The organism is Janthinobacterium sp. GW823-FHT03B06, assembly GCF_058796955.1.
On sequence record NZ_JBXAJE010000001.1, the window covers coordinates 422543 to 447610 of the forward strand.

Here is a 25068-nt window from a genome sequence, read left to right on the forward strand (position 1 = left end):
TACACAGAAACGGCAGACGCTGCACCATGTTCTTGCGACAATTTGTAAATAATAATAACGGCGCCGTAGTGGAGATGAGCAGGGCCGATTTTTTCAAGGCCAATCTGCGCCTGATCCTGGCTTGGCCCTTGCTGGGGCTGGTCCTGTGCGCGGTGCTGTGGACGGCCACCTTACTGCAGCTGGAGGCGGAAAAAAAGGTGGCGCAGCAGCAGGCGCTCGACAGCGTTTCCTCGTTGTCGAAAGCCTACAGCCAGTATCTGCTGCGCACCCTGGAGCAGATGGACCAGCTGACCTTGCAGCTCAAGTATGAATGGGAAAATTCGCGCGGCCAGTTGCGTCTCGACCAATTGAAGACGCAGGGCATGTATGCCTTGCCGCAATTTGCCATCGTCGCCATTCTCGACCGCAAGGGTCATCCCGTGACGGCCACGGCGCCACTGCAGCGCCTGCGCGTCAACGAGCGCAGCGATTTCCTGCTGCGCCACTGGCGCAGCAATTCCAGCGCCCTGCGCATCGCGCTGGGGAGGGCGAGCGAAGCGGCGGCACCCCCGGGCGCCGACGAAAGCCTCGTGCATTTCACGCGCCGGCTGGAAGACGTGGATGGCAATTTCGACGGCGTGCTGCTGATCTCCATCCACTCCAGCTATTTTTCCGAATTCTACAACAGCGTCAATTTCGGCAAGTTCGGCATGTCCGCCATGGTGGGGGAAGAGGGCGAGCTGTTCAGCATGCGTCTCGGTGCGCGCGTGTTGCCGGCCCAGAGCGCACAGGGTACGCCATTCCTCGACACCAGTTTCCTGGAAACGGAGAGCGGCGCCCTGCATTCGGGCGGCCGGATCGCTTTTTCCGACAAGCAAAGCCGTTATGTGGGCTGGCAGGCGTTGAAAGCCTATCCGTTTACGGCCGTGGTCGGCCTGTCGGACGGCGAAATGCTGCACCCCTACGAGGAAACGCGCACCATCTATATCGGCATCGCGCTGGCCGTCACCGTGCTGCTGCTGGCCTTTGCCGCCGTCGCCACGGTGCTGTCGCTGCGCCTGGCGTGGCGCCACCACCAGTCCGAAGGCGTGCGCAATGCCTACCGCATGGCCACCGAAGGCACGAGCGACGGCTTTTATATCATCGCCGCCCTGCGCGGCGCCGATGGCAGCATCCTCGATTTCGAGATGGTCGACTGCAACGAGCCGGGCGCCGGCTACTTCGGCGTGCGGCGCGAACAATTGCTGGGCATGCGCCTGCAGTCGCGCGCCCATGAGCCGTATTTCCGCGACCTGATCCACAATTACCGGGCCGCCATGGAGTCCGGCTTCTCCGAGGAAGAGATCGAGCTGCCGGAAGGCAATCCCTTCAAGCTGCGCTGGATACGCCGGCGCCTGGTGCGCAGCGGCGACCGCCTGGCCGTCACTCTGCAAGACATCAGCACGGCCAAGGAGCACGAGCGCGACTTGCGCCGCCTGGCCAACGAGGACGGCTTGACGGGCTTGCCCAACCGTTACTGGCTGCAGCAATTCCTGCCCGGCGCCCTGGGCCGCGCCGCCATCGCGCGGCGTATGCTGGCGCTGCTGTTCATCGACCTGGACGGCTTCAAGGATATCAACGATACGCAGGGCCACGCCGAGGGAGATAAAGTGCTGCGCGCCGCCTCCCTGCGCCTGAAGGCCGTGCTGCGGCCGGGCGACCACGTCGTGCGCCTGGGCGGCGACGAATTCGTTGTCGTGCTCGACCCGGTGGAGGACGACAGCCGCGCCGAGCAGGTGGCGCAGCGCATCGCCATCGCCTTTGACGAACCGTTTTACCTGGGCAGCGAACGCCACAAGATGGGGGCCTCGATCGGCATCAGCCTGTATCCGCGCGATGGCGCCGAGACGGAAGTGCTGCTGAAGAACGCCGACATCGCCATGTACGCCGTGAAAGTGGCGGGCAAGGGCCATCACCGCTTCTTCCAGCCGGAATTGTTCGAAACCATCCGCAGCCGCCGCGAACTGGAGCAAAGCCTGGTGGCGGCGCTGGAGCAGGACCAGTTCCTCGTCGTCTACCAGCCGCGCGTCGATGCCATGAGCGGGCAGCTGTGCAGCATGGAGGCGCTGGTGCGCTGGCACCATCCGCAGCATGGCATGGTGCCGCCGCTGGAATTCATCCCCGTGGCCGAGAGCAGCGGCCTGATTTCGCAGCTGGGCGAAGTCGTCATCGAAAAGGTGTGCCTGCAGATGGCGCGCTGGCAAGCCAGCGGACTGGAACTGGTGCCCGTATCGATCAACGTGTCGGCGCGCCAGTTCGGCCGCGGCGACGTGCACCAGGTGCTGGCGTCCGCGCTGACGCGCCACCGCATCGACGCGCGCCTGATCGAGGTGGAGATCACGGAATCGGCCATGATGGATGAGCAGAACCGCGCCGTGGAGCAGCTGTCGGCCATCCGCGCGCTGGGCGTGCGCCTGCTGGTTGATGATTTCGGCACCGGCTATTCCTCGCTGTCGCAGCTGCAGAAGTTCGCCATGGATGGCTTGAAGATCGACCGCGCCTTCACCATGGAGCTGGGCCGCTCGGAGCAGGGCGAGGTCTTCGTGCGCGCCATCCTGTCGATGGCCCATGCGCTGGGCATGAGCGTGGTGGCCGAAGGCGTGGAGACGCGCGAGCAGCTCGACATCCTGCGCGCGCTGCAATGCAATGAAGTGCAGGGCTATTTCATCTCGCGTCCCGTGCCGGCCGAACAGATGCTGGCGCTGATGCATCAGCGCTTCCTGATACCGCTTCCAGCCCCGGCGCCGGTGCTGTAGAGCGTCGTGATGGGCATGGAAAACAACGCTGTTTCATAAAAAGAGCGAACGTTCGCTTTTTTCTAAAAAATATTATATGCTTCGCTCATGCCGTCAGTGAATTGGAGTTCACGGCGGCAAGAACAGTGCAGGACGGGTGAGGTTGAGCTACCCGGGACAATGTGACGAAGACACTTCATATAATAAAGAGAGACTAACTTGAAACATAAATATCTGCCCCTCCTCATCGCCGTCGCATGCGCCGGCTTCGCTTCCACCGCCCAGGCATCGGGCTACCGTTTCGGCTCGCAAAGCGTTTCCGCCCAAGGCACGGCCGACGCCAGCGGCGCCGAAGCGGCCGACGCGTCGACCATTTTCTATAATCCGGCCGGCATGGCGCGCCTGGAAGGCACGCAATTCGTGGGCGGCGGCACCCTGGTGGTACCGCATTCGACCTACACGGATTCGGGCTCCAAGCCTTTCTTCCCGGGCAACCGCACGCCTTACGCGGCAACCAAGGACTATGCGCCGGATGCCGTGTTCGCGCCAGCGCTGTATGCCAGCAAGAAAATCAATGAGCAGTGGACCGTCGGCGCTGGCCTGTTCGTGCCGTATGGCGCCAAGCTCGACTACGGCAACGACTGGTATGGCCGCTACGCGATCACCAATATCAAGCTCGAAGCCATCGCCCTGAATCCTTCCGTGTCGTTCAAGCTGGACCAGCACCACTCGTTCGGTTTCGGCGTGACGGCCGAATACATGAAGGCGGAACTGGGCCAGGGTGTGGACGTGCCGGGTTCGGTTGCTTTCCTGGGCAAGTTTGCCCCTAGCGCATCGCAGGCCTTCCTGGCCAATATCGCCAAGACGCAGGGTCTGGCTGCGGCGCAAGCTGCGGGCGCCGCGCTGCAGGGCCCGATCAAGGATGGCCATGCCTCGATGGATGGCCATGACTGGGGCTTCGGCTTCAACCTGGGCTACCTGTACCAGCTGAACGAAGGCACGCGTTTCGGTATCGCTTACCGCTCGTCGATTTCGCACAAGCTCAAGGGCAGCACCATCTGGGACTTCTCGCAAGTGACGAGCAATCCGGCCGTGAACGCCTTCATCGCCAAGGCATCGAACAAGGTCAATTCGGAAGCGCTGGTGGAATTGCGCACGCCGGAAACCCTGTCGGTCAACGCCTTCCATCAGATGGATGATAAATGGGCCTTGATGGGCGACGTCACCTGGACCCGCACTTCGCGCCTGCAGAACCTGGATATCCAGTTCCCGCCGACGGCCGAAGGCGCCGAGCGCATTCGCCAGAACTGGAAAGACACCTACCGCGTGTCGCTGGGCACCAACTACAAGTACAGCGAAAGCCTGATGCTGCGCGCCGGTATCGCCCACGACCAGGCGCCGGTCCGCAGCGCCGAATTGCGCCACCCGGCCTTGCCGGACAGCGACCGCATGCAGTATTCGATCGGCGCGAACTGGAAGCTGAACGCCAATTCCTCGATCGACCTGGCTTACAGCTATATCGACTTCAAGGATGCTGACGTCAACTACACAAACGACTGCTCGCCGGTCAAGACGGGCTGCACCGGCAACGGTGAAACCACCAAGGGCCTGTTCAAGACCCGCATGCAGTTGATCGGTCTCGCTTACAACTACAAGTTCTAAGCAGGTAGTGGCGGCCAACCCGGCCGCCATGAAAGGAAAAAAGCGCCTTCGGGCGCTTTTTTTTTTGGGGCAGACCCCAGCGGTGGTGCCCTGTTGGGCGCGGTAGGGTGTAGGTCGGATTAGCGTGGCGAAGCCGCGCGTAATCCGACGGTATTGTTGGCGATGGCTGTGGCTGTGGTGTTGTCGGGTTACGCGCTATGCGCTAACCCGACCTACCCCGACCTACCCCGACCTACGCCGATGGTGCCTTGTTACGCACGGCCTGATCCAGCAGGGTCAAGGCCAGCCGCACGCTGTCGTCGGGCAGTTCCAGCAAGTTGTCGCCCACATACCACTCCACCACGCTGTGCCCGGGCAGGGCCGCGTGGCTGGCGCGGCCGAACAGCCAGATGCCGTGGTCTTCGGCCATCTGGTTGCGGATGGCGATGGCCCGCTCGCGCGATACGGGCAGGTGCAGATGCAGCATGTTGGCCTGCGGCTGGGCGGGGTTGATGGCGATCGATGGAAAATCGCGCAGCAGCGCGTACAGCCACTGCGTGCGCGCAAAATAGCGGGGCATGGCGGCGAGGCGCGCGTCGAACTGCATGGCGGCGGCCACCACGTAGGGCGTGCGGTGCACGATGTTGCCGCCCTGGCGGTGGAACCACGCGCGCGCACGCTCGACAAACGGGCGGCTGCCGGCCAGCATGGCGCCGCCGAGGCCGCCGATGCCCTTGTACAGCGACACATAGACGGAATCAAAACCGTCGCAGATGGCGGGCAGGGACTGGCCAAAACCGGCTTGCGCTTCCCACAGGCGCGCGCCATCCATGTGCAGATGGATATTGCGTTCGCGGCAGTGCCGTTTGATCTGGCTCAACTCATCCCACGACGGACACTGGCCGCCGATCTCGCGCATCGGCAGTTCGACCTGCGCGGCGCCCAGCGCATCGGGCACGGCGCGCAGGTCGTCCACCGTCCACGGGCGGTGCGGGTCGCCGATCGTCAAGCCCTTGAAGTGGTCGAGCAATTCATGGTTGCCCCGTTCGTGGCGCAGGATGTGCGAGGTCGGGTGCAGCGCGACCAGGCGCGAGCCCCGGTCCTGGCAGGCCAGGCGCAGGGCCGTGACTTGCGTCATGGTGCCCGTGATGCAGAACACGGCCGCCTCGAAACCGAGCAGGCCGGCGATCTTGTTCTCGAACTGTTCGATCAGCGCGCCTTCGCCATAGGTATCGTGTGCAACATCGTTGGCATCGCACCAGGCGGCCATGGCGGCGAAGGTGGCCGCTGGCGTCGGCTGGCGGTGGCCCGGCAGGATGGTATGGCAGCGCTGGCGCAGTTCAAGCTCGTTCACGGTGTTTTCCTTACAGGGTGGCCGTGGCCAGTTTCGCGCCAAAGCCGATGAACATGGCGCCCACGCCGCCGCCCATGCCGGCCGACAGGCGGCGACGGCGGCGGAAGGTCTCGGCCAGCCGCGCGCCGACAAAGATGATGGCCGTCAGGTAGGTAAAGCTGATCACCTGGCAGATCAGGCCCAGGCCGATGAAGGACAGCACGGGCTTTGCAAAGGCCGGGTCGACGAACTGGATGAAAAACGAGATGAAGAACAAAATCGCTTTCGGGTTCATCAGGCTGATGATCAGCGCCTTGCGGAACGGGTCGCTTTCCTTGACGGGGGGCGGCAAGGCTGCCGCTTCGCCTTCAGCGGGAGCGGGCGCGCGCAGCTTGCGCCAGCAGCCTATCAGCATCTGCAGGCCGATCCAGCCCAGGTAAGCCGCGCCGATGTATTTCACGACGTAGAACAGGGCCGGGCTGGCTTTCAGCAGCGAAGCGACGCCGCAGGCCGACAGCACCATCAGAATCAGGTCGCCGGCGAAGATGCCGAAGGCGCCCTGGTAGGCGGGCCGCACGCCGCGCTGGGCGGCGACCGACAGCACGTACATGGAGTTGGGACCGGGCAGGATGACGATGAAGATGGTCCCCAGTAAAAAGGTCCAGAAATCGGTGATGCCCAGGTTGGCGTGGAAAAGTGCGTTCATGATTATTCCGCTGGATTGAGCTGTACGTGATGGAATTGCAGTGCGGCAAGATTCGCATAGATGCCTCCGAGCGCCACCAGCGACGCATGCGTGCCCGTCTCGACGATCCTGCCGTCTTCCATGACGATGATGCGGTCGGCCCGCTGCACGGTGGCCAGGCGGTGCGCGATGATGACGGTGGTGCGGCCCACCATGGCCGCTTCCAGCGCCTTTTGCACCAGGCGTTCCGATTCCGCGTCGAGCGCGCTGGTCGCTTCGTCGAGCAGCAGCAGCGGCGGGTTTTTCAGCAGGGCGCGGGCGATGGCGATGCGCTGGCGCTGGCCGCCGGACAGGCGCACGCCCCGTTCGCCGAGGAAGGATTTGTAGCCGTTCGGCAGGCGCTCGATGAATTCGTGGGCGGCCGCCATCTTCGCGGCGGCGATGACATCCTCGTCGCTGGCGCCGGCGCGGCCATAGCGGATGTTTTCCATGGCGTCGGCCGAGAAGATCACCGTATCCTGCGGCACGATGCCGATGGCGTCGCGCAGCGTGTGCAGGTCGAGCTGCTTGATGTCGACGCCATCGAGGCGGATGCTGCCGCTTTGCGGGTCATAAAAACGTAAAAACAGCTGGAACAGCGTAGTCTTGCCGGCGCCCGACGGGCCGACGACGGCCACCGTTTCGCCGGCGCGGATGTCGAGGCTGACGTGGTTCAGGGCGTGGGTGTCGGGGCGCGACGGATACGAGAACATGACGTCGTCCAGCGACAGCGAAGCGCCGTTCGCGGCGCGCGCGGGCAGCGGCAGCGGCGTGGCAGGCGACTCGATTTCCGATTTGACGGCCATCAGTTCCAGCAGGCGCTCGGTGGCGCCGGCGGCGCGCTGCGCTTCGCCCATGACTTCGGACAGGGCGCCGATGGCGCCGGCCACGATGGAGGCGTACAGGATGAACTGGCCCAGGTCGCCGCCCGTCATCGCGCCTTCCAGCACGGCGCGCGCGCCCAGCCACAGGACGAACACGATGGTGCCGAAGACCAGCAAAATCGCGATCATGGTCAAGAGGGCGCGGGCGCGGATGCGGCGCATGGCCGTCATGAAGGCACCTTCGACGGAGTCGCCGAAGCGTTTCGATTCGATTTTCTCGTGCGTAAACGCTTGCACGGTGGGCATGGCGTTGAGGATTTCGCCGGCCATGGCCGAAGCGTCGGCGATGCGGTCCTGCGAATCGCGCGACAGCTTGCGCACACGGCGGCCAAACACGATGATGGGCACGACGACGAGAATCAAGAGGCCGATGATGATGCCCGCCAGCTTGGCGCTGGTGACGAACAGCATCACCAGACCGCCCAGGAACAGCAGCACATTGCGCAGCGCCATCGAGATGCTGGTGCCGACGACGGCCTGGATCAGGGTCGTGTCGGTGGTGATGCGCGACAGGACTTCGCCCGTCTGCGTGGTCTCAAAGAATTCCGGGCTTTGCGTGACGACGTGGCGGTACACGGCGCTGCGGATGTCTGCCGTGACGCGCTCGCCCAGCCAGGACACCGTGTAAAAGCGCGCGGCAGTCGCCAGCGCCAGGATGGACGCCACGCCGAACAGGGCGAGGAACACCAGGTCGACGTGCTGGATGCTTTTCGAGCCGGCCGCGCCGCCGAAACCGAGGTCGATCATCTGCTTGAAGGCGGCGGGAATGGCCAGGGTCGAGGCGGCGGCCACCACCAGCGCGATACCGGCCAGGAAGAACTGCTTGCGGTACGGCGTCAGAAATGGCATCAAGCCCTTGAAGGCGGCCAGGCTGCCTTTTTTCAGTTCGCGGCTGGTGCCGGTGTCGGGAGTCGGTACGGTGCTTGCGGCGGTTGCTTTGCTGGTGCTGCCTGTTTCTGTGCTGGTTGTCATTGTTTTTCGCTTTGATTTACTTTTTTGCTTGTCCGGGGTCAGACCCGATGGGTCTGACCCCGGCATTTTATGCATTGCTTACAACTTCATCGGCTGGACATAGCCCGTCATTTCCAGGTAGGCGCGGCCCACGGGCTGGCCGTCGCGCTCCACCGTCACGGCGCCTTCCCAGTACACGGCCCCCGTCGAGCGGCGCGAATCGAGCTCCTGGTCCGCCTGCAGGGGCTTGATCTGCCAGCGCGTGGCACCCGTGCGGATCTCGGTGGCGACCGGGTATTCTGCCTGTGTGCGGGGCGAGCGCCACAGCTGCGTGGGCGTGAAATCGACGTCGCCGGGCGCGTACTGCGTCATCTTACCGGACGCATCGCGCCATGTCGCGTGCGCCCATAGTTTAGCACCTGTCTTGCTGCGGATCTGGAAGGCCATCAGGGCGCCGCCGTCAGCGAGGTTGGCGCCTATCCAGTTCCAGCCGCTGGCGTCCGCATCAAGCACCTGGCTCGACCACTCGTGATCGAGCCAGGTGGCGCCCGTCACCGCTTCCGGCTTGCCGCCCGCGCGGGCGATCGTGCCCGTGGTACGAAGCTGCGGCTCGCTGTAGTAATAACTCGATTGCGCGGGCTGCGCGCCCTTGCGCGAATAGCCGCCAACGCCTTGCAGCAGCACGGGCTGCGTGGGCGCGAGGGTCAGCTGCAAGCTGAAGTCGCGCGCGGCCAGGCTGACCTTGTAGCTGCCGTCCGCTTGCCGCTGCATGCGCCAGTCGTCGAGCTTGATGTCCGTGTCGCCCACCCTGGCGTAGGCCAGGCCGAAGCCTTCGCGCGCGCTTTTCTCGTCGTGCAGCAGCTTGCCCACTTTCGGGTCGGACAGGGCCGCATGGCCGATGATCAGCTGTTTCGGCGCGAAGGCGCTGGGGTTGTCCGCGTCGGCGGCCGTGGCGCTGCGAAAGAAGGTCACCTGGTAGCCCAGTTGCTCGCCGCCGGCGGTCTTGACCCAGCCAGTGGCATACCACCATTCCGTTTTATACGCGGGGTGGGCGCCGAAATCGTGCGGCATGCGCAGGGTCTGGCCGGCCGGCAGCGGCGTGACGGGGGCGAAGGCGGGCGGCGCGGCGATGGCGGCGGCGCTGCAAAACAACAATAAACAAGTCAAACGGCGCATTACCAGTCCTCCCTGACGGCGCGGATGGGGCCAGCGGACAGGGCTTGCCTGCCCGCGACGAGGGCGGTGAGGGCGGCGGCCGTCAGCAGGGCGCCGGCCACGGTGGCGATCAAGGACCACGGCAGGTGCAGCTGCATGGTCCAGTGGAACGATTGCGGATTGACGATGAAGACCAGCACAAAGCTGATCAACAGGCCCAACACAAAACCGGTGGCGATGCCCAGCGCCGTCAGCGCGCCGCCCTCGAGCGCCAGGATGGACAGGATCTGGCCGCGCGTCACGCCCACGTGGCGCAGCATGCCGAATTCGCGCGCGCGCGCCAGGGTCTGCGCCGAGAACGTGGCGGCCACGCCGAACAGGCCGATGACGATGGCGATGGCTTCCAATAAATACGTGACGGCGAAGCTGCGGTCGAAGATCTGCAGACTCAGGGCGCGGATGGCCGACGGGTTCGATACTTCGAGGCTGGCGCCGAAAGGCAGGGCTTTCAGGCGCTGCTGCAACTGCTCGCCCGTGGTATTTTTGGCCAGCCACAGGGCCGCATCGCTGACGTCCATGTCGCCCGTCAGGGCGCGGTAGTCATCGAGCGGCATCTGGATGGCGCCGGACGAGCGTGCATAGTCGCGCCAGATGCCGGCGACGAAGAACTTGTGCAAGCCGCCCGCCAGCGGCAGCGCGATCTGCTGGCCAGGCTTGACGTTGTACAGGTCGGCCGCCGCTTCGGACAGCCACACGGGCCGGCTGCCTGCCGGCACGGCTAATGTCTCGCCCACCAGTACCATGCTCTTGCCAGGGTCCCGCAAGTTGATGGGGCGCGCCAGCAGCATGACGTTAGGGCGGTCCGGCGCCAGCGACAGCGAGCGCAGGCGTTGGAAATCCACCCTGGCCACGCCGGGCAGGGCGGTGATGCTCGCCTGTTCGCGCGGGCTCAGGCCCGCCGTGCCGCCGCTGGCCGCCGGGCGCGTGTACACGTCGGCCGGCAGGATCTGCAGCAGCCAGTCGTCGACGGAAACGCGGAAACTCGACACCATGATCGCCATCGCCACCATCAGGCTAAAGCTCGACAGCACGCCGCCGAGCGCAATGCCGGCCTGGCCCGAGGCGTTCGCCAGGCGGGCCACGGTCAGGCTGCGCACGGGCGCATGCTTGCTCGTTTCCGTGCGCAGCCAGGCGGCTTGCAGGGCGCGGAAGACGACGGCCGCCAGCTGCGGCATCAGGGCGATGGCGCCGATCAGCAGCAGGGCGATGGACAGATAGCCGAACAGGGGCAGCTCGAACACGGGCGGCAGGAACGTCAAGGCGCCGGCCAGCAGCAGACACGCCAGCGCTGGCCAGGTCTTGGCCAGGCGCGTCGTCACAACTTCTTCGCTGCCCGATTTCAGGGCGATGGCGGGGGCCGCGCGCGCCGCTTCCAGCGCGGGCGCGGCGCAACCCAGCAAGGCCACGCCGAGGCCCAGAGCGAAATACACGAAAGCGGCGACGGGCGTGAATTGCACCTGCGGCTGCACGCCCGCGAAATAGCCGGCGCCCAGGTCGCCGCCGAAGAAGCGCAGCGCCACGGCGGCCATGGCGTAGCCGCCGGCGATGCCCAGCGCGGCGCCGACCACGCCCAGGCTGGCGCCCTCTAACAGCACCTGGCGCAGCAAGGTTCCCCGCTCCATGCCCAGCACGCGCAGCAGCGCGAACTGGCCGCGGCGGCGGATGACGGACAGGGCTTGCGTGGAAAACACGAGGAACGCCCCCGTAAACAGGGCGACCAGGGCCAGCACCGTCAGGTTGACGCGGTAGGCACGGCTGAGGTTATTGTTGCGGCTATTCTGGTTTTCATCATTCGGCTGGCCTACCTGGAAACGCCCCGGGTACTGCGTTTCCAGCGCGCTGCTCAGCGCGGCCTGGAAGGCGTCGCGGTTGACGCCCTGGCGCAGTTTCAGGTCGATGCGCGACAGCTTGCCCAGCTTGTTGAAGCGCCATTGCGCCGCGCCGATATCCATCACGGCGATGCGCTGGCCGGCGCGCGCGCGCTGCAGCGAACCGGCCACGCGCAGGGACACCGTGCCCGTGCCCGATTGCAGCGCGACCTGGCCGCCTTCGGCGACGTCGAGCCAGCGCAAGGCGGCAGGCGATAAAAAGAGGGCGTCGTCGGCCAGGGTGTCGAAAGGCTGGCCTTCGGCCGGCGCGCCGATCAGGTCGGGCGAGATGAAGCCGGCGCGGAAGACGTCGAGCGCCAGGATGTGCAGCGGGCCGCCGTCCTTCTTGCCGCTCACGCCGGCTTGCAGTTCCAGCACGGGCGAGGCAACGGCCACGCCGTCGCGCTGCGCCAGCCACGGGTAGACGGCTTCGTCGAACAGCGCTTCGCGCCCGGCCACTTGCACGTCGGCCTGGCCGGACAGGCTTTTGACGGCCGTGGAAAATTCATTGAAGGCGGCCGCGTTGATCAAATGGATGGCAAAGCCCAGCGACACGCCGATGGCGATGGCGAGGATGGCGACGAAGGCGCGCACGGGATGCGCGCGCCATTCGCCCAGCAGCAGCCAGCGCGACAACAGGCGCATACCTGCGGGATTTGCCGCCGGCGCACTCAATTCAGACATTCAACGGCCAGGCGCTCGCCGGCGCGCCGCGCTTTCAGTTGCGCCGCATTGCGGGTTTTATCGCCCGCGCCGACGGCGTCCTGCGCCGCCCATTTTTGTTCCAGCCGTAGCTGGGCGCAATGCTTCTCGTGCATTTCCTTCTGTTTGGCGGCCCGTTCGCGCGCCTGGTCTTCCAGGTTTTCGCGCTTCTTGCGCGCCGCTTCCATCTGGCTGGCCACCCGTTCCTGACGCGTGGCCGCGCCCTTGTCGACGGCGGGCGGAGGCGAGGGAACTTCCAGGATCTGCAGCTGGCCGCCCGTGCAGGGCGTGGCGCTATAGCTGGTCTGGCCATCCTGCACGCATTTGTAGACGTCCTGCGCGCTGGCGTAACCGGCCAGCAAGGCCATGGCGCAGAGCAGGAGGGACGATGGCTTCACAATATCTTCCCCGGATTCATGATGTTTTGCGGGTCCAGCGCCTGCTTCACGGCGCGCATCAGCTGCAGTTCCAGCGGCGACTTGTAGTGCGCCAGATCCGCCTTTTTCAGTGCGCCGATGCCGTGCTCGGCCGATATCGAGCCGCCAAAGCCGTGGACCTGGTCGTGCACGATGCGGTTGATGGCGTCCTGGTTGGCCAGGAAATCCCGGTCCGTCATGCCGGCTGGCGGCGCCACGTTGTAATGCAGGTTGCCGTCGCCCAGGTGGCCGAAGCACACGAGCTGGCAGCCGGGGAAGGCTGACGCAAGGGCCGCATCCGCGACGGCGATGAAGTCGGCGATGCGGGAAATGGGCAGCGAGATATCGTGTTTGATGTTCTTGCCCGCCTGCGCCTGCGCCAGCGGAATATGTTCGCGCAGCTGCCACAGGCCTTCGGACTGCGCCACGGAGCTGGCGACGACGGCGTCTTCGATCAACTCGTCTTCCAGGGCCGCTCCGATGCTCGCTTCGAGCAATTCCACGGCATGGGCCTCGGACTGGCTGCTGGACAGTTCCAGCAACACATATTGCCCATGCGACTGCCCGTGCGCGTCGGCGAACGGGCGCGGCAGTTGCGGGAACTGCTGCGCCACCAGTTGCAGACAGTATTGCGACATCAGTTCAAAGCCCGTCAGGCTGGCGCCGCAATGGTCCTGCATCAGGCTTAACAAGCGCAGGGCGTGGGCGGGCGAGGGCATGGCGGCCAGCGCCGTGATGCAGGCTTTCGGCTGCGGGTACAACTTCATGACCGCGCCCGTGATCACGCCCAGGGTGCCTTCGGCGCCGATGTACAGGTCGCGCAAATCGTAGCCGGTATTGTCCTTGCGCAGGCCGCGCAAGCCGCTCCAGATCTCGCCCTGCGGCGTGACCACTTCCAGGCCCAGGCACAGCTCGCGCGTATTGCCGTAGCGCAGTACTGCCGTGCCGCCCGCGTTCGTCGCCAGATTCCCCCCGATGGTGCAGCTGCCTTCGGCCGCCAGCGACAGGGGGAACAGACAGCCGGCGGCACTGGCCGCTTCCTGGATGGTTTGCAGGATGCAGCCGGCATCGACCGTGATGGTGCGGTTGACGGGGTCGAGCGCGCGGATGCTGTTCAGGCGCGCCAGCGACAGCACGACGGCCGTGCCGGCGGCATCGGGGATGCTGCCCAGCACCAGGCCCGTATTGCCGCCCTGCGGCACGACGGGCACCTGCCATTGCGCGCAGGCGCGCAGGATTGCGGCCACCTGCTCCACGGTGGCGGGGCGCAGCACGGCCAGGGCCTTGCCCGTAAAACGGTCGCGCCAGTCGGTGAGGAAGGGCGCCATGTCGGCGTCCAGGGTGAGTACATAGGCGTCGCCCAGCAGGTCGCGGCAGGCGGCGAGGAAATCGGTTTGACCAGTCATTTCTTGATGCTCACTTTATTCACTTTTTCCAGAAGCTCTTTGGCCATGCGCTTGGCCGCCTTTTTATACGGGCGCAGATACAGCACGGCGCAGACAAAATAGACGCAGACGATGGCCGCCTCGCCCCAGGCCATCAGGGCCGAGGTGGGGTTCGTGTCGCTGTAGCCGCGTACCACGCCTTCCGTAAAGTACAGCAGGATCACCATCGACGACCATTGCAGGGTGTAGACGTCGCGCTTGATGACGCCATACAGGGGAATGAGCAGGGGCGCCGCCTTCAGCACGACCCAGGAGCCGCCCGGCTGCAGGGGCGCGACGACGGTTTCCCACAGCAGACACCAGACGATCAGGGTGACGAGGCTGGCGATGGCGCCCCAGTGAAAATACTTGTGCAGTGTGCCGTGCATCATGCGCCTGCCAGTTTCGCGGCGTTTTCCGCCAGGCGCCGGCCCAGCGCGACGGCCAGCCGTTTTTCATCGTCGCTCAAGGCCTTGTCGCCGTCTATGCCCGACCAGTGCGTGGCGCCATACGGCGAGCCGCCCGTGGAGGTGGTCATCAGTTCCGGGTGCGTGTAGGGCAAGCCCATGACCAGCATGCCGTGATGGAAGAGGGGGATCATCATCGACAGCAGGGTCGATTCCTGGCCGCCGTGCAGACTGCCCGTGGACGTGAACACGCAGGCGGGCTTGCCGGACAGGCTGCCGGCCAGCCAGTCGCTGGCCGTGCCATCCCAGAAGTACTTCATGGCGGCGGCCATGTTGCCGAAGCGCGTGGGCGAGCCCAGGGCCAGGCCCGCGCATTCCTGCAAGTCGTCCAGTTCCACGTAGGGCGCGCCGTCCAGCGGCACCTCGGGCGCCGTCGCTTCCGTTACGGTGGAGACGGCGGGCACGGTGCGCAGGCGCGCATCGCAGCCAGGCACGCTTTCCACTCCCTGGGCTATCAGCTCGGCCAACTGGCGCGTGGCGCCATGGCGTGAATAAAACAATACGAGAATAATCAGATTGGTTGGCTTCATCATTGGTATTATAGGGCGCTTTACAGCCTGATACGACTGCTGTCATGGCGCCGTTCTGATTTTGCACATGTTTTCAAAATATATATTCCCGTTCTTCCAATACCTGTGGCGCACCCTGAGTATGGGGCTGGACGTCGTGCGCGGCCTGACGTGGTCCGAAACGCGCGACCTGCTGCAGTTCGCGCGCCGCCGCGTGCGCGAGGAAAGCCTGCCGCAAGTGGCCGGCAGCCTGACGTTCGCCACCGTGTTCGCGCTGGTGCCCCTGCTCACGCTGGCCCTGGCCATCTTCACCACCTTCCCCCTGTTTAATACCTTCCGCCACGCGCTGGAAGACTATTTCGTGCAAAGCGTGATGCCCAAGGGCATCTCGAACACCATCCTCGACTACCTGACGACGTTTGCCTCGAAGGCGACGCGATTGTCGGCCATCGGTGCGGGCGCCCTGATCGTCACCTCGGTGGGCATGATGGGCTTGATCGAGCGCGTCTTCAACCGCATCTGGCGCGTGCGCCAGGAGCGCCGCTGGACCAAGCGTTTGCTCGTCTACTGGGCCATCGTCACCCTGGGGCCGCTGCTGGTGGGCGTGTCGCTGACGGTGACCTCGCGCCTCTTCATGGCCACCAGCGGCGTGGTGGGCGCCGTGCCGTTCCTCGGCGCCGTGTTTTACACGCTGGTGTCGATCGGCCTGACCATGCTGGCGTTTACCTTGCTGTACATCGCCGTGCCGAACCGCGACGTGGACTGGCGCGACGCGGCCTGGGGCGGCTTGCTGGCGGCGCTGGCGTTCGAGGTGGCCAAGCGCGGCTTCGGCGAATTCATCCAGGAATTTCCCACCTATTCGCGCATCTATGGCGCACTGGCCGCCTTGCCGCTGTTCCTCGTGTGGATATACCTGAGCTGGATGATCACCCTGGTGGGCGCCTTGCTGGTGGCCGCCTTGCCCGTCGTGAAATACGAGCGCTGGTGGTACGAGGCGGCGCCGGGCAGCGAATTCGTCGACGCCGTCGCCATCCTGAAAGTGCTGCACCAGGCGTGCCACTGCGCCGATTCGGCCCTGGTGGGCGCGGCCGAGATCCGCCGCAGCACGCGCCTGGGCTTCGAAGAGATGGAAACCCTGCTCGACAAGATGGTGCAGCAGGGCTGGGTGGGACGGGTCAACGTGGACGGCGCCGTGCGGGTACAGTGGGGCAAGCGCGTGGCCGACAGTTCCGACCACTGGGTCTTGCTGGGCAACGTCAACCGCATCAGCCTGGCCGACGTCTACCGCCTGTTCGTCTTCGGCGGCATGCGCGTGAACTCCGGCTATCCGGCCGGTTCCACCAACGAGCGCGACATCAAGGCGGCGGAAGAGGCAGCCGCGCTGGCCGCGCAGGTGGAAAACGCCGTGGAGCAGGGACTGGGCCTGAGCCTGGCGCAGCATTTCGGGGAAGTGCGCTGCAATTGACGGGCCCGGCGGTGCGCTTCCTGCCGGCATCCGCCGCGCGCGCTAGGGACGCATGTCATAAACTGGTCACCGAAGGCCGGTAAGCTTTCCTCTCCATTCATCTTGTAGAGGAAGCAAATATGCGTTGTCATTTGAGCGGTTTGAATTTGTGCCGCGGCTTGGCCATCGTGATGGTCAGCGGCATGCTGGCTGCCTGCGGCGGCAGTTCCTCTGCGGCTCCCGACGCGGTGCCCAAGGAGGGGGAGGGACTGCCGCACCAGCTTGTCGGCTGGGCAGCGTTGCCTGACACGGCGCGCTGGCCGGCGCCGGTTTCCGGACAGTTCACGGCCGCGGCGCTTGGTGTCAGCCCGCCGTTTGCCAATGGCGTGCCGATTCCGGGCTTCTCCGCTCTGCTGAGGAATGACGACGGCAGCTGGACTGCCATGGCCGACAATGGCTACGGCGCCAAGGGCAATTCGGCCGATTTCGTGCTCGGCCTGTATAACGCCAGCATCAACTTCCGCACGGACGCAGACGCCAGCAAGACGCCGGGCAGCATCAAGATCAACAGTTTTCTCGCCTTCAACGACGCCAGGGGTTTCTTAAACGACGGCAAGGGCATCGACCTGAAAATCACGGCCGACTATGTCAACTACCCAAGCAACACCTCCGGCGGGCTGGTCTTTTCCGACAGCGGTATCGCCGTCGATGCGCGCATTCGCGCGGGCCGCCTGCTGACCGGTTTTGACTTCGACATTGAATCGCTCGCGCGCGCCGCCGATGGCACTTGGTTCGTGGGCGAGGAGTTCGGCCCGTATATCCTGCACTTCGACAAAAACGGCACGCTCATGGGCGATCCCGTTCCCCATCCCTTCCTGCGCAGCCCGGCCAATCCGGAAGTGCTGGGCAAGGGCGCCAGCATCACCCTGTCAGGCAGCCGCGGTTTCGAAAGCCTGGCCTATAACGCCGACCGCAGCCTGCTCTACGCGGTGCCGGAAGCGGCGCCAAGCGACCCGTCGCTGCGGCCCGTTGCCGCGGATGAACGCTACCTGAACATCTTCGAGTTCGACCCCGCCGCCATGCGCTATACGGGCAAGAACCTCGTGTACCGCAAGGATGGCGCGGCCAAGGATAATGGCGTCGTGATCGGCGACATGACCAATGTCGGCGGCAGCAAGTTCGTGCTCATCGAGCGCGATGGCTTCTGGGGCGCCAAGGCCGTGATCAAGCGCCTGTACCTGGTCGACCTGAAGGAGAAAGATGCTGATGGCGCCCTCAAGAAAACGCTGCTGGTGGACTTGCTGAATATCTCCGACCCCAAAGGCATCGGCGGGCAGGCGAGCAATATGCCTGTGGGTAAGTTCAGCATGCCTTTCGACTCGGTGGAGAGCGTTGAAGTCCTCGATGCCCACACGCTAGTCGTGGCAATTGACACGAACTACCCCGGTGAAGACGGCCGCAAGCCAGGCAAGCCGGACGATACCGAAGTCATTACCCTGCGTTTTGACAAGGCGCTGTTCGATCGTTCCGTCAAGTAAAGATGCACCCGGCCAGCAACGGCGCTCCATGTTGCCGGCCGGGTGCGATATCAGCAGACGGGCCGGCAAGCCGTCACAGCAGCACGGGCCGCAGGGCCGCCTGCAGCGCCACCTTGCTGAACGCGGCCGCATCCTGCGCGCGCACCACGCCCAGATAATACGTGTCTTCGCCGTCGTGCAGGTTCACCAGGCGCAGCTGATGCGGCGCCAGGTGGGTGGCGATGGCGGCCAGGCCTTCGGCCATCGCGTCGCCATCCTCGCGCTGCGCCCACGAAAAATCGCGCAGCGCGGGCAGGTCGATGTGCCGGGCGATGCGTGGCACTTCATCGACCGATTTCCAGTCCAGGGTGGTGCCGTGGCCCAGCGCATCGGCGGCCGTGGACCAGAGCAGGAAGAAACACGCCGCTTCGGGCGTCTCGCCTTCGTATTCCTCTTCCGGGTCGTCATCCGCCAGTTCTTCCAGGGTGATGTCCACGCAGCGTGCGGCCAGTGCCGCATCGCCCAGCAAGAGCAGCGTGGCCAGCGCGCGCAACTGCTCGCGGTCGGCCTTGACCAGGATCTGCGCCGGCGTGAAGCTGCGGCGCTTGGCGGGCTTTTTCTTGCCCAGGCCGATGGACTCGCTCAATTGCGCCGTGATGGCCGCCTTGAAGTTCTCCACGGTGTCGAACTGCTCCAGCAGCTGGCCCGTGAAATCCATGCTCCAGGCCATGCCATCGTTGACCACATATAAAAAGTCGCTTTGCACGGCCACGCCGCGCAGATGGTGGGCGGGCGGATACCGCGGCGTAAAAGCCTGTTTTCCGTCCAGGGTCAGCATGCACGCCAGGCCTTGCGCATCGATGGCGAAAATCAGATTCTTGTGCAGCTTGGGCGGCGACGACGTGGTGGTGCTATCGATTGCTTCGTACTGGCATGGCGCCAGCAGCTCGCCCTGGCTATTGACCAGGCCAAACAGGAAGCGCCCGGCGATGCGCTGGCTGACGATGGCGATTTTTTTCTTCGTGCCGAAATCCTGCACGGAGCTGTAGGAGGCCGGCACCACCACCTTGCCGGTGGTGTCGACCACGCCGTGCACATTGCGCTCGTCGTCATCGCCCGTCTGGCGTTCGATGTCGATCAAGCCATCGTCGCGCTGGCAGATGTTGTCCACCCCGTCCATCAGCAGCGCGCCGTCGGGCAGGCGCAGCAGGCTGCTGGCGCCGTCCGGCGCGATTCTCTGTACCAGATGGGGGCTGATGACGTACAGGGCGCCGGGGGATGGCGGCAGCACCACCGTGCCGTTGAGGTCCAGCACGCCGTGTGCATCGGAGGCGTCCGCCGTGGCAAAGGTGATCCAGCCATCGTCCGCGTAGTAAACGCCCAGGTCGACATAGCGCTGCGACAGCGGCACGATCCAGCGGCCATAGGGCGTGACCAGGCCGGTGACGTCCGGTTCAGCGGCGGCGCTGACTGCATAGCACAGCGCGTCCTCTTCCCATCCCGCCACTTCCAGGCCTTGCAGGAACGGTACATCTTCCGCATCGAGTTCCTCGACATCGGCCAGTTGCGCGCTGGCGGACGCCGACCAGTAGCCGGTGGCGGGCGATGCGGAACCAGCGGCCAGCAGCGGCGCCAACGCGTCCCGGTCGCCGCGCTGCAGGGCAGAGTGCAGGGCATGCGCCTCGGCGCGCAGGGCCTCGAGCGCGGCCGCGTACTCCGGCGTGCCGATATCGTGCGCGATCAGCTGCACGCAATCGAGGATCAGCCACGCCTGGCCGCTGGCCAGCAGGCTGCTGATGGCGCTGCGCGCGACGATGGCGGCCGCGTCGCGCGGCCGGTCCATCAGCGCGGACAACGCTTGCCAGCTCGCCTGTGCCTGTGCCATCGGCGCGGCCAGCACGCAGGGGCAGTCTTCGCCATCGCCGTAGATGGGCCAGGCGACGGCTTGCGTGCCGGCGCCGATGAGCAGCTTGAACAGCACGGGTACGTCCAGCCGCCATTCAGCCAGGCCCGTGATCGTCTCGATGTCGAAGCCGGCCTGGCCGGGTAAAAATGCGGTGCCGAACAGGGCTGCGGTATTGATCATTGATATTTATCTAAAAGTAAACGGGGCATTCAGGGCGATGGCGGCATCACCCAGTGGGCCAGCGCGCTGCGCTCCAGGCCAAGGTGTTTGGCCACGGCGGCCGCTTCGAAGGCCCACAGGCCGTAGTAGCCGCCCAGGCCGTGCGCGCGCAAATGGCCGTTGAACCAGTCTTCGTGCACCAGCGCGCCATGCCAGCTGGCCAGGTAGTGCCGTAGGTGCTCGAGCTGTTGCGCCGGGTCGTCCGCGTCCAGGCACTCGTACAGGGCCGAATAGGGTTCGGCGAAATACCATTCGTCGACGGCGGGACGCTGCGCATCGATCGTCGACAGCAGCGCTTCGTACACGCCGTCTTCGCCATCGAAGGTCGTCTGCAGGGCGGCCAGGCGCATGGCCAGGTCGTGGCGGCCGAACAGCAGGGTCGCGCCCAGCAGCTGCAGGGTGCGCGCATAGTCCGTCAACTGTTCGAAATCAAAGGCGGGCAGGGCATCGTCATCGTAGGCGGCTGCCAGGGCCGCGCGTGCCGCTTCGCAGGCGGCGATGGCAGCTTCCAGCGCCGTCTCCACGTCAGGCAAGGGCAGGCCGGCCGTGTAGCGCAGCGAGAAGACCTGGTAAGCCACGCTGGCGGCCGCGCACGCCCAGTAAGCGCTATCGCCGCCGTCGATTTCCGCCTGCGCCTGGGCGCGTTCATAGGCGGCCAGCAGGGCGTCGAGGTAGGCCAGGTTGCGCGCAAAATCGAAGGGGGTACCGAAAGGCGCGGGCGGCGTCTGGCGCGGCGCGTGGGGCCACGGTTCCTGCGCTGGCAGACAGGCATCGGCGCATTCGCGCTGGATGGCCCAGTCGGCGAAGATTTGCTGCAAATATGCCGCCGTCTCGTCGTCGTGGGCGATGGCGCCCGCGCCCACCAGGGTCGTGCCCAGCAGGGTGTAGCCGGGGAAGCGGCTGCTTTCGTAGGCGATGGTGGTCACGCTCTGGATGGCCTTGCCGTCGCTGAGGTCGCGCACGCGAAAGTACACGTCGTCCCAGCCCGTCAGCGGCGGCGCTGGCGCTTCGTTCGGCAGGGTGGCCCAGCTGCCGTCCGCCTGCTCTTCATAGGCGTCGAGCAGTTCGTCCAGGCCGCCGGGGCGGTCGATGCGGTTGTTGGCATCGTATTGCAGGTCCAGTTCGGCCGCAAACGCGGCCGCGTGGCGGCCCTCGAAGACCAGGTATTGCGCGTTGATCGTACCGACCAGCAGGTCCGTGTGCTGGCCCGCCACGACCAGCGCCTGCGGCAGCCGGAACCAGTGGTAGCTGGGGATGCCGGCCATGGGACCGCCTTCGTCCGCCAGCGGGTTATTGAAACGCAGCTGTTGCAGCCAGTTGTAGCGTTCGTGCCGCTCCGCTTCCGTGCCGCTGCCGCGGCCGGTCAATTCTTCAAACAGGGTATTCAACAACATGTGCATCTATCCTAAAAAAGCGTTCATGCCGCTGCCGCTGCCGTTTGCGCAAACGCAAACAGCGCGTCGAGCACGGCGTCCGGCTGCTCGGCCATCAATTCGTGCCCGCTGTCGACCTGCACCACGGTGCCATGCGCAATGGTGGACGTCAGCAGCCGGGTCGATTTGGGCGGCGTCATCATGTCGCGCGCGCCGAAAATGAATAAAGTGGGGCAGTGTACCGAAGCGGCGGCGATTTCGCCGTTCGCGTAGGCATTGCAGGCAGAAAAATCCGTGTGAAACACGTGAGCGGGATTGAGGGCGGCGATGCGCTGCTTCAGGCGCCGCGCACCGCCCATGGCATAAAAGCCGGGGCCGGGAAACGACGGCTTTTGCGCGATCGACGAGTGCGACCAGATATTGACCATGTCGATGGCCGCCTGTTCATCGTTGAGCGATGTTTCCAGCAGCGCCGGCGAAACCTTCATCGGGTAGGTGGAGCCCAGCATGGCCAGGTGGCTGACGCGATCCGGTGCCAGGAATGCCGCTTCCAGCGCGATCAATGAGCCCATGCTGTGGCCGATGAGCATGGCCCTGGGTGCGCCGGCCCCGTCCAGCACGGCGAGTATCCAGCGCGCCAGTTCCTCGACCTTGGTTTTCGCCGCGCCGCCGCTGCGGCCGTGGCCCGGCAAGTCGACGGCCAGCACGTTCCAGCCGTGGTGCGCAAAATAACGCGTCTGCAGGGCCCACACGGAATGGTCGTTTTGCGCGCCGTGGATGAAGACGGCCGTGGGCTGGTGCGGCTTGAATGGTTTGCCGCCCGTGTAGCAATAGGCCGTGGTGTTGTCGATGGTGAGCAGCATGTCAGGCGCCTTTCTGCGACAGTTTCAGGCCACGGGCCAGGTCTTCGATCAAATCGTCGGCGTCTTCCAGACCTACCGACAGGCGCATGGTGCCCTGCGTGATGCCTGCCTGCGCCAGTTGATCGTCGGGCACGCGGAAGTGCGTGGTGGAGGCGGGGTGGATGACGAGCGACTTGGCGTCGCCCACGTTGGCCAGGTGCGAGAAGATCTTCAGGCTGTCGACGAAGCGCTGGCCCGCCGCGCGGTCGCCGTGCAGGCGGAAGGTGAAGACGCCGCCCGCGCCCTTCGGCAGCAGGGTTTTCGCCAGCTCGTAATCGGGATGCGACGGCAGTTCCGGGTAGGACACGGATTCCACGGCCGGATTGGCCAGCAGGAAATCGATGACCTTGCGCGTATTGGCCACGTGGCGGTCCATTCGCAAGCCCAGGGTTTCGATGCCTTGCAGGATGGCGAAGGCGTTGTGCGGACTCATGACGGCGCCGAAGTCGCGCAAGCCTTCGCGCCGCGCGCGCAGGGCGAACGGTGCCACCGTCGATTCCTCGGCGAAGACCATGCCGTGAAAGCCCTCATACGGTTCGCATAGTTCGGCGAAACGGCCCGTCTGGTCGTAGGCCGCCTGCCAATCAAAAGTGCCGCCATCGACCAGCAAGCCGCCGATGGCCGTACCGTGCCCGCATAAAAACTTGGTGGCCGAGTGGAACACCAGGTCGGCGCCATGCTCGAAGGGGCGCAGCAAATACGGCGTGGTGAACGTCGAATCGAGCATCAGCGGCAGCTGGTGTTCGTGCGCCAGGGCGGCAATCTTCGGGATATCGAGCACGTCGAGGCCGGGATTGCCCAGGGTTTCCGCGAACAGCACTTTGGTATTCGGGCGGATGGCGGCGCGCCAGGCATCCACGTCGCGCGGGTCGACGAAGGTCGTCTCGATGCCGAAGCGTTTTAATGTATAAGTCAGCAGGTTGTGCGAGCCGCCGTACAGGGCGCGCGAGGCAACGATGTGCGAGCCGGCGCCGGCGATGGTACATAAACCCAGGTGCATGGCGGCCTGGCCGCTGGCCGTGGCGATGCCGGCCACGCCCCCTTCGAGGGCGGCGATGCGCTCTTCCAGCACGGCGTTGGTGGGATTCGAAATGCGCGAGTAGACGTGGCCGGCCCGCTCCATGTTGAACAGCGAGGCCGCATGGTCCGAACTCTTGAAGGCAAACGAGGACGTGAAATGGATGGGCGTGGCGCGCGCGCCCGTGGCCGGGTCGGGCGCGGCGCCCGCATGCAGGGATAAGGTATCGAAACCGGGGTATTTCGGGCCGCTCATGGTGTCTCCGCCAAGTTTTATAGTGGCAAGATCGTAACCTGATTTGCAGCTGAGCAAAAGGGCTGCTGTGCAGGGCGCATGGCGCCGTGCTGGCGGACGGTCAGGCTCAGCTCGCGTGTAACCGGCAGTGTAAAAAAAGTGACCGGCGTGGTGCGGCGGTGGTACGATATCGTATCAGCGATATTCGGGCTGTCTTAGCTGTGCGCGTGCGCCGCGCCGCAGGGAAACAGTTGCAAGCGAACGAAATCCTGGGCTTCAGGCGCACTCTCATGCATGTCCACCAGGAAAGATTTTATGCCCGCAATATCGTTCGACGGCTCCCTTGCCGTACCCGGACCCTCTATCGTCGACGGCCTGTGCCACGCAGGCTGGCTCATGCAAGAGCATTTCATCTCCCCTGAACTGAGCCGCCAGCTGGCCGCCGAATGCGTGCAATCCATGCTCAGCGGCAAGATGAAGGGCGCCGGCGTGGGCAGCGGCCATGCGCCGCTGCTGCAGCCGGACATCCGTGGCGACCATATCGAATGGCTGGAAACGGGCAGGTCAAGCGCGTGCGACCGCTACCTGGCACACATGGAAGCGCTGCGCCTCGTGCTCAACCGTGAGCTGTTCCTGGGGCTGGAAGAGTATGAAAGCCATTTCGCCCTGTACGCGCCGGGCGCCTTTTACCGGGCCCATCTGGACCGTTTCCGCGACGACGACAAGCGCACCGTGTCCGTCGTGCTGTACCTGAACGACGACTGGCTGCCCGAGCATGGCGGCGCGCTGCGTTTGCACCCGCAGGATGGCGCTCAGGTGGATATCTTGCCGCAGGCGGGCCGCATGGCCATGTTCATGTCGGGCGAGATGCTGCACGAAGTGTTGCCGACGGCGCGCGAGCGCCTCTCGATTGCCGGGTGGTTCCGCCGCCGGGGCTGATGAAAAGTTGCGCGCAATCCCCCTCGATTTGATTGCGCGCAAGGCTGGATTTTTCCGCAGGCATAGGCTACAGTCGCAGTAAGGGCTTAGAATAACTAAAATACCAATCACGCGGACAGGACGGCCAATATGAAAGTATCTGAAATTCTCCAAGTCAAGGGCAATATCCTCTACACGGTCACGCCTGACCAGCCCCTGCTTGACGCGGCCAATACCATGGCTGAAAAAGACATCGGTTCGCTGGTGGTCATGGAATTTGGCGACCTGGTCGGCATGCTGACCTTCCGTGAAGTGTTGAACGCCTTGCATGAAAACGCGGGCCAGATCGGCGGCGGCACCGTGCGCAAGCACATGGATGACCACCCGATCACCGTGACGCCGGATACGGAAGTCAATGAAGTGCGCCGCATCATGCTGGAAAAGCACGCGCGCTACCTGCCCGTCATGAATGCCAAGACCTTGCTGGGCGTCATTTCCTTCTACGACGTGGCGCGCGCCGTGCTCGAAGCGCAAAGCTTTGAAAACCAGATGCTGAAAGCGTACATTCGCGACTGGCCGGCCGAAACCACCGACTAAGCTTCACTCATGCAGTAAAAACAACGCCGGCGATTGCCGGCGTTTTGCATTCG

The 25068-nt window shown here is 64.9% G+C and carries 19 protein-coding genes; 6 read left to right on the forward strand and 13 right to left on the reverse strand.

Translation table 11 applies throughout. The features are described 5' to 3' along the window. The first annotated feature begins 74 nt into the window (after nucleotides 1-74). Both AC1RBA_RS01940 and AC1RBA_RS01945 read left to right on the forward strand, forming a co-directional pair. Entirely contained in the window at nucleotides 75-2774 is a 2700-nt protein-coding gene (locus AC1RBA_RS01940; RefSeq protein ID WP_492416269.1) for a bifunctional diguanylate cyclase/phosphodiesterase, read from the forward strand. Between the two features lie 198 nt (nucleotides 2775-2972). Next, entirely contained in the window at nucleotides 2973-4415 is a 1443-nt protein-coding gene (locus AC1RBA_RS01945) for an OmpP1/FadL family transporter (RefSeq protein ID WP_070224443.1), read from the forward strand. A gap of 232 nt (nucleotides 4416-4647) precedes the next feature. Here the strand turns inward: AC1RBA_RS01945 and AC1RBA_RS01950 are convergent, their stop codons facing one another. The 9 genes from AC1RBA_RS01950 to wrbA all read right to left on the reverse strand — a co-directional run bounded on the left by AC1RBA_RS01950 (nucleotide 4648) and on the right by wrbA (nucleotide 14908). Then, nucleotides 4648-5748, reverse strand: a complete 1101-nt coding sequence (locus AC1RBA_RS01950; protein WP_492416271.1) for a threonine aldolase family protein — start codon at nucleotides 5746-5748, stop codon at nucleotides 4648-4650. Nucleotides 5749-5758: 10 nt separating this feature from the next. After that, on the reverse strand, nucleotides 5759-6433 hold the full coding sequence (leuE, locus tag AC1RBA_RS01955) for a leucine efflux protein LeuE (RefSeq protein ID WP_492416273.1): 675 nt from the start codon (nucleotides 6431-6433) through the stop codon (nucleotides 5759-5761). A 2-nt stretch (nucleotides 6434-6435) separates the two neighbouring features. Then, entirely contained in the window at nucleotides 6436-8307 is a 1872-nt protein-coding gene (locus AC1RBA_RS01960; RefSeq protein ID WP_492416275.1) for an ABC transporter transmembrane domain-containing protein, read from the reverse strand. A gap of 78 nt (nucleotides 8308-8385) precedes the next feature. Then, entirely contained in the window at nucleotides 8386-9462 is a 1077-nt protein-coding gene (locus AC1RBA_RS01965) for a lipocalin-like domain-containing protein (RefSeq protein WP_492416277.1), read from the reverse strand. After that, nucleotides 9462-12053 (reverse strand): FtsX-like permease family protein, encoded by a 2592-nt coding sequence (locus tag AC1RBA_RS01970; RefSeq protein ID WP_492416279.1) that lies wholly within the window; start codon nucleotides 12051-12053, stop codon nucleotides 9462-9464. Before AC1RBA_RS01970 ends, AC1RBA_RS01965 begins: the two co-directional genes overlap by 1 nt. Beyond that, on the reverse strand, nucleotides 12041-12469 hold the full coding sequence (locus AC1RBA_RS01975; RefSeq protein ID WP_492416281.1) for a DUF4124 domain-containing protein: 429 nt from the start codon (nucleotides 12467-12469) through the stop codon (nucleotides 12041-12043). The genes AC1RBA_RS01970 and AC1RBA_RS01975 overlap by 13 nt, the downstream gene beginning before the upstream one ends. Next, a complete protein-coding gene (locus AC1RBA_RS01980) occupies nucleotides 12466-13893 on the reverse strand; it encodes an FAD-binding oxidoreductase (RefSeq protein WP_492416283.1) in 1428 nt (475 codons plus the stop codon). Before AC1RBA_RS01980 ends, AC1RBA_RS01975 begins: the two co-directional genes overlap by 4 nt. Beyond that, nucleotides 13890-14300 (reverse strand): DUF2069 domain-containing protein, encoded by a 411-nt coding sequence (locus AC1RBA_RS01985; protein WP_070224481.1) that lies wholly within the window; start codon nucleotides 14298-14300, stop codon nucleotides 13890-13892. The genes AC1RBA_RS01980 and AC1RBA_RS01985 overlap by 4 nt, the downstream gene beginning before the upstream one ends. Beyond that, entirely contained in the window at nucleotides 14300-14908 is a 609-nt protein-coding gene (wrbA, locus tag AC1RBA_RS01990) for an NAD(P)H:quinone oxidoreductase (RefSeq protein WP_070224480.1), read from the reverse strand. Before wrbA ends, AC1RBA_RS01985 begins: the two co-directional genes overlap by 1 nt. Before the next feature lie 67 nt (nucleotides 14909-14975). On the opposite strand from wrbA, the gene AC1RBA_RS01995 reads away from it, so the two are divergent. Then, nucleotides 14976-16352, forward strand: a complete 1377-nt coding sequence (locus AC1RBA_RS01995) for a YihY family inner membrane protein (protein WP_492416285.1) — start codon at nucleotides 14976-14978, stop codon at nucleotides 16350-16352. Nucleotides 16353-16471: 119 nt separating this feature from the next. Continuing rightward, complete coding sequence (locus tag AC1RBA_RS02000; RefSeq protein WP_070291625.1) at nucleotides 16472-17869, forward strand: esterase-like activity of phytase family protein; 1398 nt, start codon at nucleotides 16472-16474, stop codon at nucleotides 17867-17869. 73 nt (nucleotides 17870-17942) lie between these two features. Here AC1RBA_RS02000 and AC1RBA_RS02005 read toward each other — a convergent pair whose 3' ends face one another. The 4 genes from AC1RBA_RS02005 to AC1RBA_RS02020 are packed head-to-tail and all read right to left on the reverse strand — an operon-like array spanning nucleotide 17943 to nucleotide 23521. After that, nucleotides 17943-19934: a DUF6630 family protein gene (locus tag AC1RBA_RS02005; RefSeq protein ID WP_492416287.1), complete on the reverse strand. Its 1992-nt coding sequence runs from the start codon at nucleotides 19932-19934 to the stop codon at nucleotides 17943-17945. A gap of 29 nt (nucleotides 19935-19963) precedes the next feature. Next, nucleotides 19964-21367: a PoNe immunity protein domain-containing protein gene (locus AC1RBA_RS02010; protein ID WP_492416289.1), complete on the reverse strand. Its 1404-nt coding sequence runs from the start codon at nucleotides 21365-21367 to the stop codon at nucleotides 19964-19966. 23 nt (nucleotides 21368-21390) lie between these two features. Then, complete coding sequence (locus AC1RBA_RS02015) at nucleotides 21391-22209, reverse strand: alpha/beta fold hydrolase (protein ID WP_492416291.1); 819 nt, start codon at nucleotides 22207-22209, stop codon at nucleotides 21391-21393. Between the two features lies 1 nt (nucleotide 22210). Next, nucleotides 22211-23521 carry an O-acetylhomoserine aminocarboxypropyltransferase gene (locus AC1RBA_RS02020; RefSeq protein ID WP_492416292.1) on the reverse strand — a complete coding sequence of 437 codons (1311 nt, stop codon included), beginning with the start codon at nucleotides 23519-23521 and terminating at the stop codon, nucleotides 22211-22213. A 294-nt stretch (nucleotides 23522-23815) separates the two neighbouring features. On the opposite strand from AC1RBA_RS02020, the gene AC1RBA_RS02025 reads away from it, so the two are divergent. Then, nucleotides 23816-24439 (forward strand): 2OG-Fe(II) oxygenase, encoded by a 624-nt coding sequence (locus tag AC1RBA_RS02025; protein WP_492416293.1) that lies wholly within the window; start codon nucleotides 23816-23818, stop codon nucleotides 24437-24439. 129 nt (nucleotides 24440-24568) lie between these two features. Next, on the forward strand, nucleotides 24569-25015 hold the full coding sequence (locus AC1RBA_RS02030; protein WP_010398828.1) for a CBS domain-containing protein: 447 nt from the start codon (nucleotides 24569-24571) through the stop codon (nucleotides 25013-25015). The last annotated feature ends 53 nt before the right edge of the window (nucleotides 25016-25068 follow it).

Coding starts and splice junctions, on each gene's coding strand:
- AC1RBA_RS02005 (WP_492416287.1), bottom strand. CDS start 19,934: ATGATCAATACCGCAGCCCTGTTCGGCACCGCATTTTTACCCGGCCAG.
- AC1RBA_RS02020 (WP_492416292.1), bottom strand. CDS start 23,521: ATGAGCGGCCCGAAATACCCCGGTTTCGATACCTTATCCCTGCATGCG.
- AC1RBA_RS02030 (WP_010398828.1), top strand. CDS start 24,569: ATGAAAGTATCTGAAATTCTCCAAGTCAAGGGCAATATCCTCTACACG.
- AC1RBA_RS01970 (WP_492416279.1), bottom strand. CDS start 12,053: ATGTCTGAATTGAGTGCGCCGGCGGCAAATCCCGCAGGTATGCGCCTG.
- AC1RBA_RS01940 (WP_492416269.1), top strand. CDS start 75: ATGAGCAGGGCCGATTTTTTCAAGGCCAATCTGCGCCTGATCCTGGCT.
- AC1RBA_RS02000 (WP_070291625.1), top strand. CDS start 16,472: ATGCGTTGTCATTTGAGCGGTTTGAATTTGTGCCGCGGCTTGGCCATC.
- AC1RBA_RS01985 (WP_070224481.1), bottom strand. CDS start 14,300: ATGCACGGCACACTGCACAAGTATTTTCACTGGGGCGCCATCGCCAGC.
- wrbA (WP_070224480.1), bottom strand. CDS start 14,908: ATGAAGCCAACCAATCTGATTATTCTCGTATTGTTTTATTCACGCCAT.
- AC1RBA_RS02015 (WP_492416291.1), bottom strand. CDS start 22,209: ATGCTGCTCACCATCGACAACACCACGGCCTATTGCTACACGGGCGGC.
- AC1RBA_RS01960 (WP_492416275.1), bottom strand. CDS start 8,307: ATGACAACCAGCACAGAAACAGGCAGCACCAGCAAAGCAACCGCCGCA.
- AC1RBA_RS01995 (WP_492416285.1), top strand. CDS start 14,976: ATGTTTTCAAAATATATATTCCCGTTCTTCCAATACCTGTGGCGCACC.
- AC1RBA_RS02025 (WP_492416293.1), top strand. CDS start 23,816: ATGCCCGCAATATCGTTCGACGGCTCCCTTGCCGTACCCGGACCCTCT.
- AC1RBA_RS02010 (WP_492416289.1), bottom strand. CDS start 21,367: ATGTTGTTGAATACCCTGTTTGAAGAATTGACCGGCCGCGGCAGCGGC.
- AC1RBA_RS01980 (WP_492416283.1), bottom strand. CDS start 13,893: ATGACTGGTCAAACCGATTTCCTCGCCGCCTGCCGCGACCTGCTGGGC.
- leuE (WP_492416273.1), bottom strand. CDS start 6,433: ATGAACGCACTTTTCCACGCCAACCTGGGCATCACCGATTTCTGGACC.
- AC1RBA_RS01965 (WP_492416277.1), bottom strand. CDS start 9,462: ATGCGCCGTTTGACTTGTTTATTGTTGTTTTGCAGCGCCGCCGCCATC.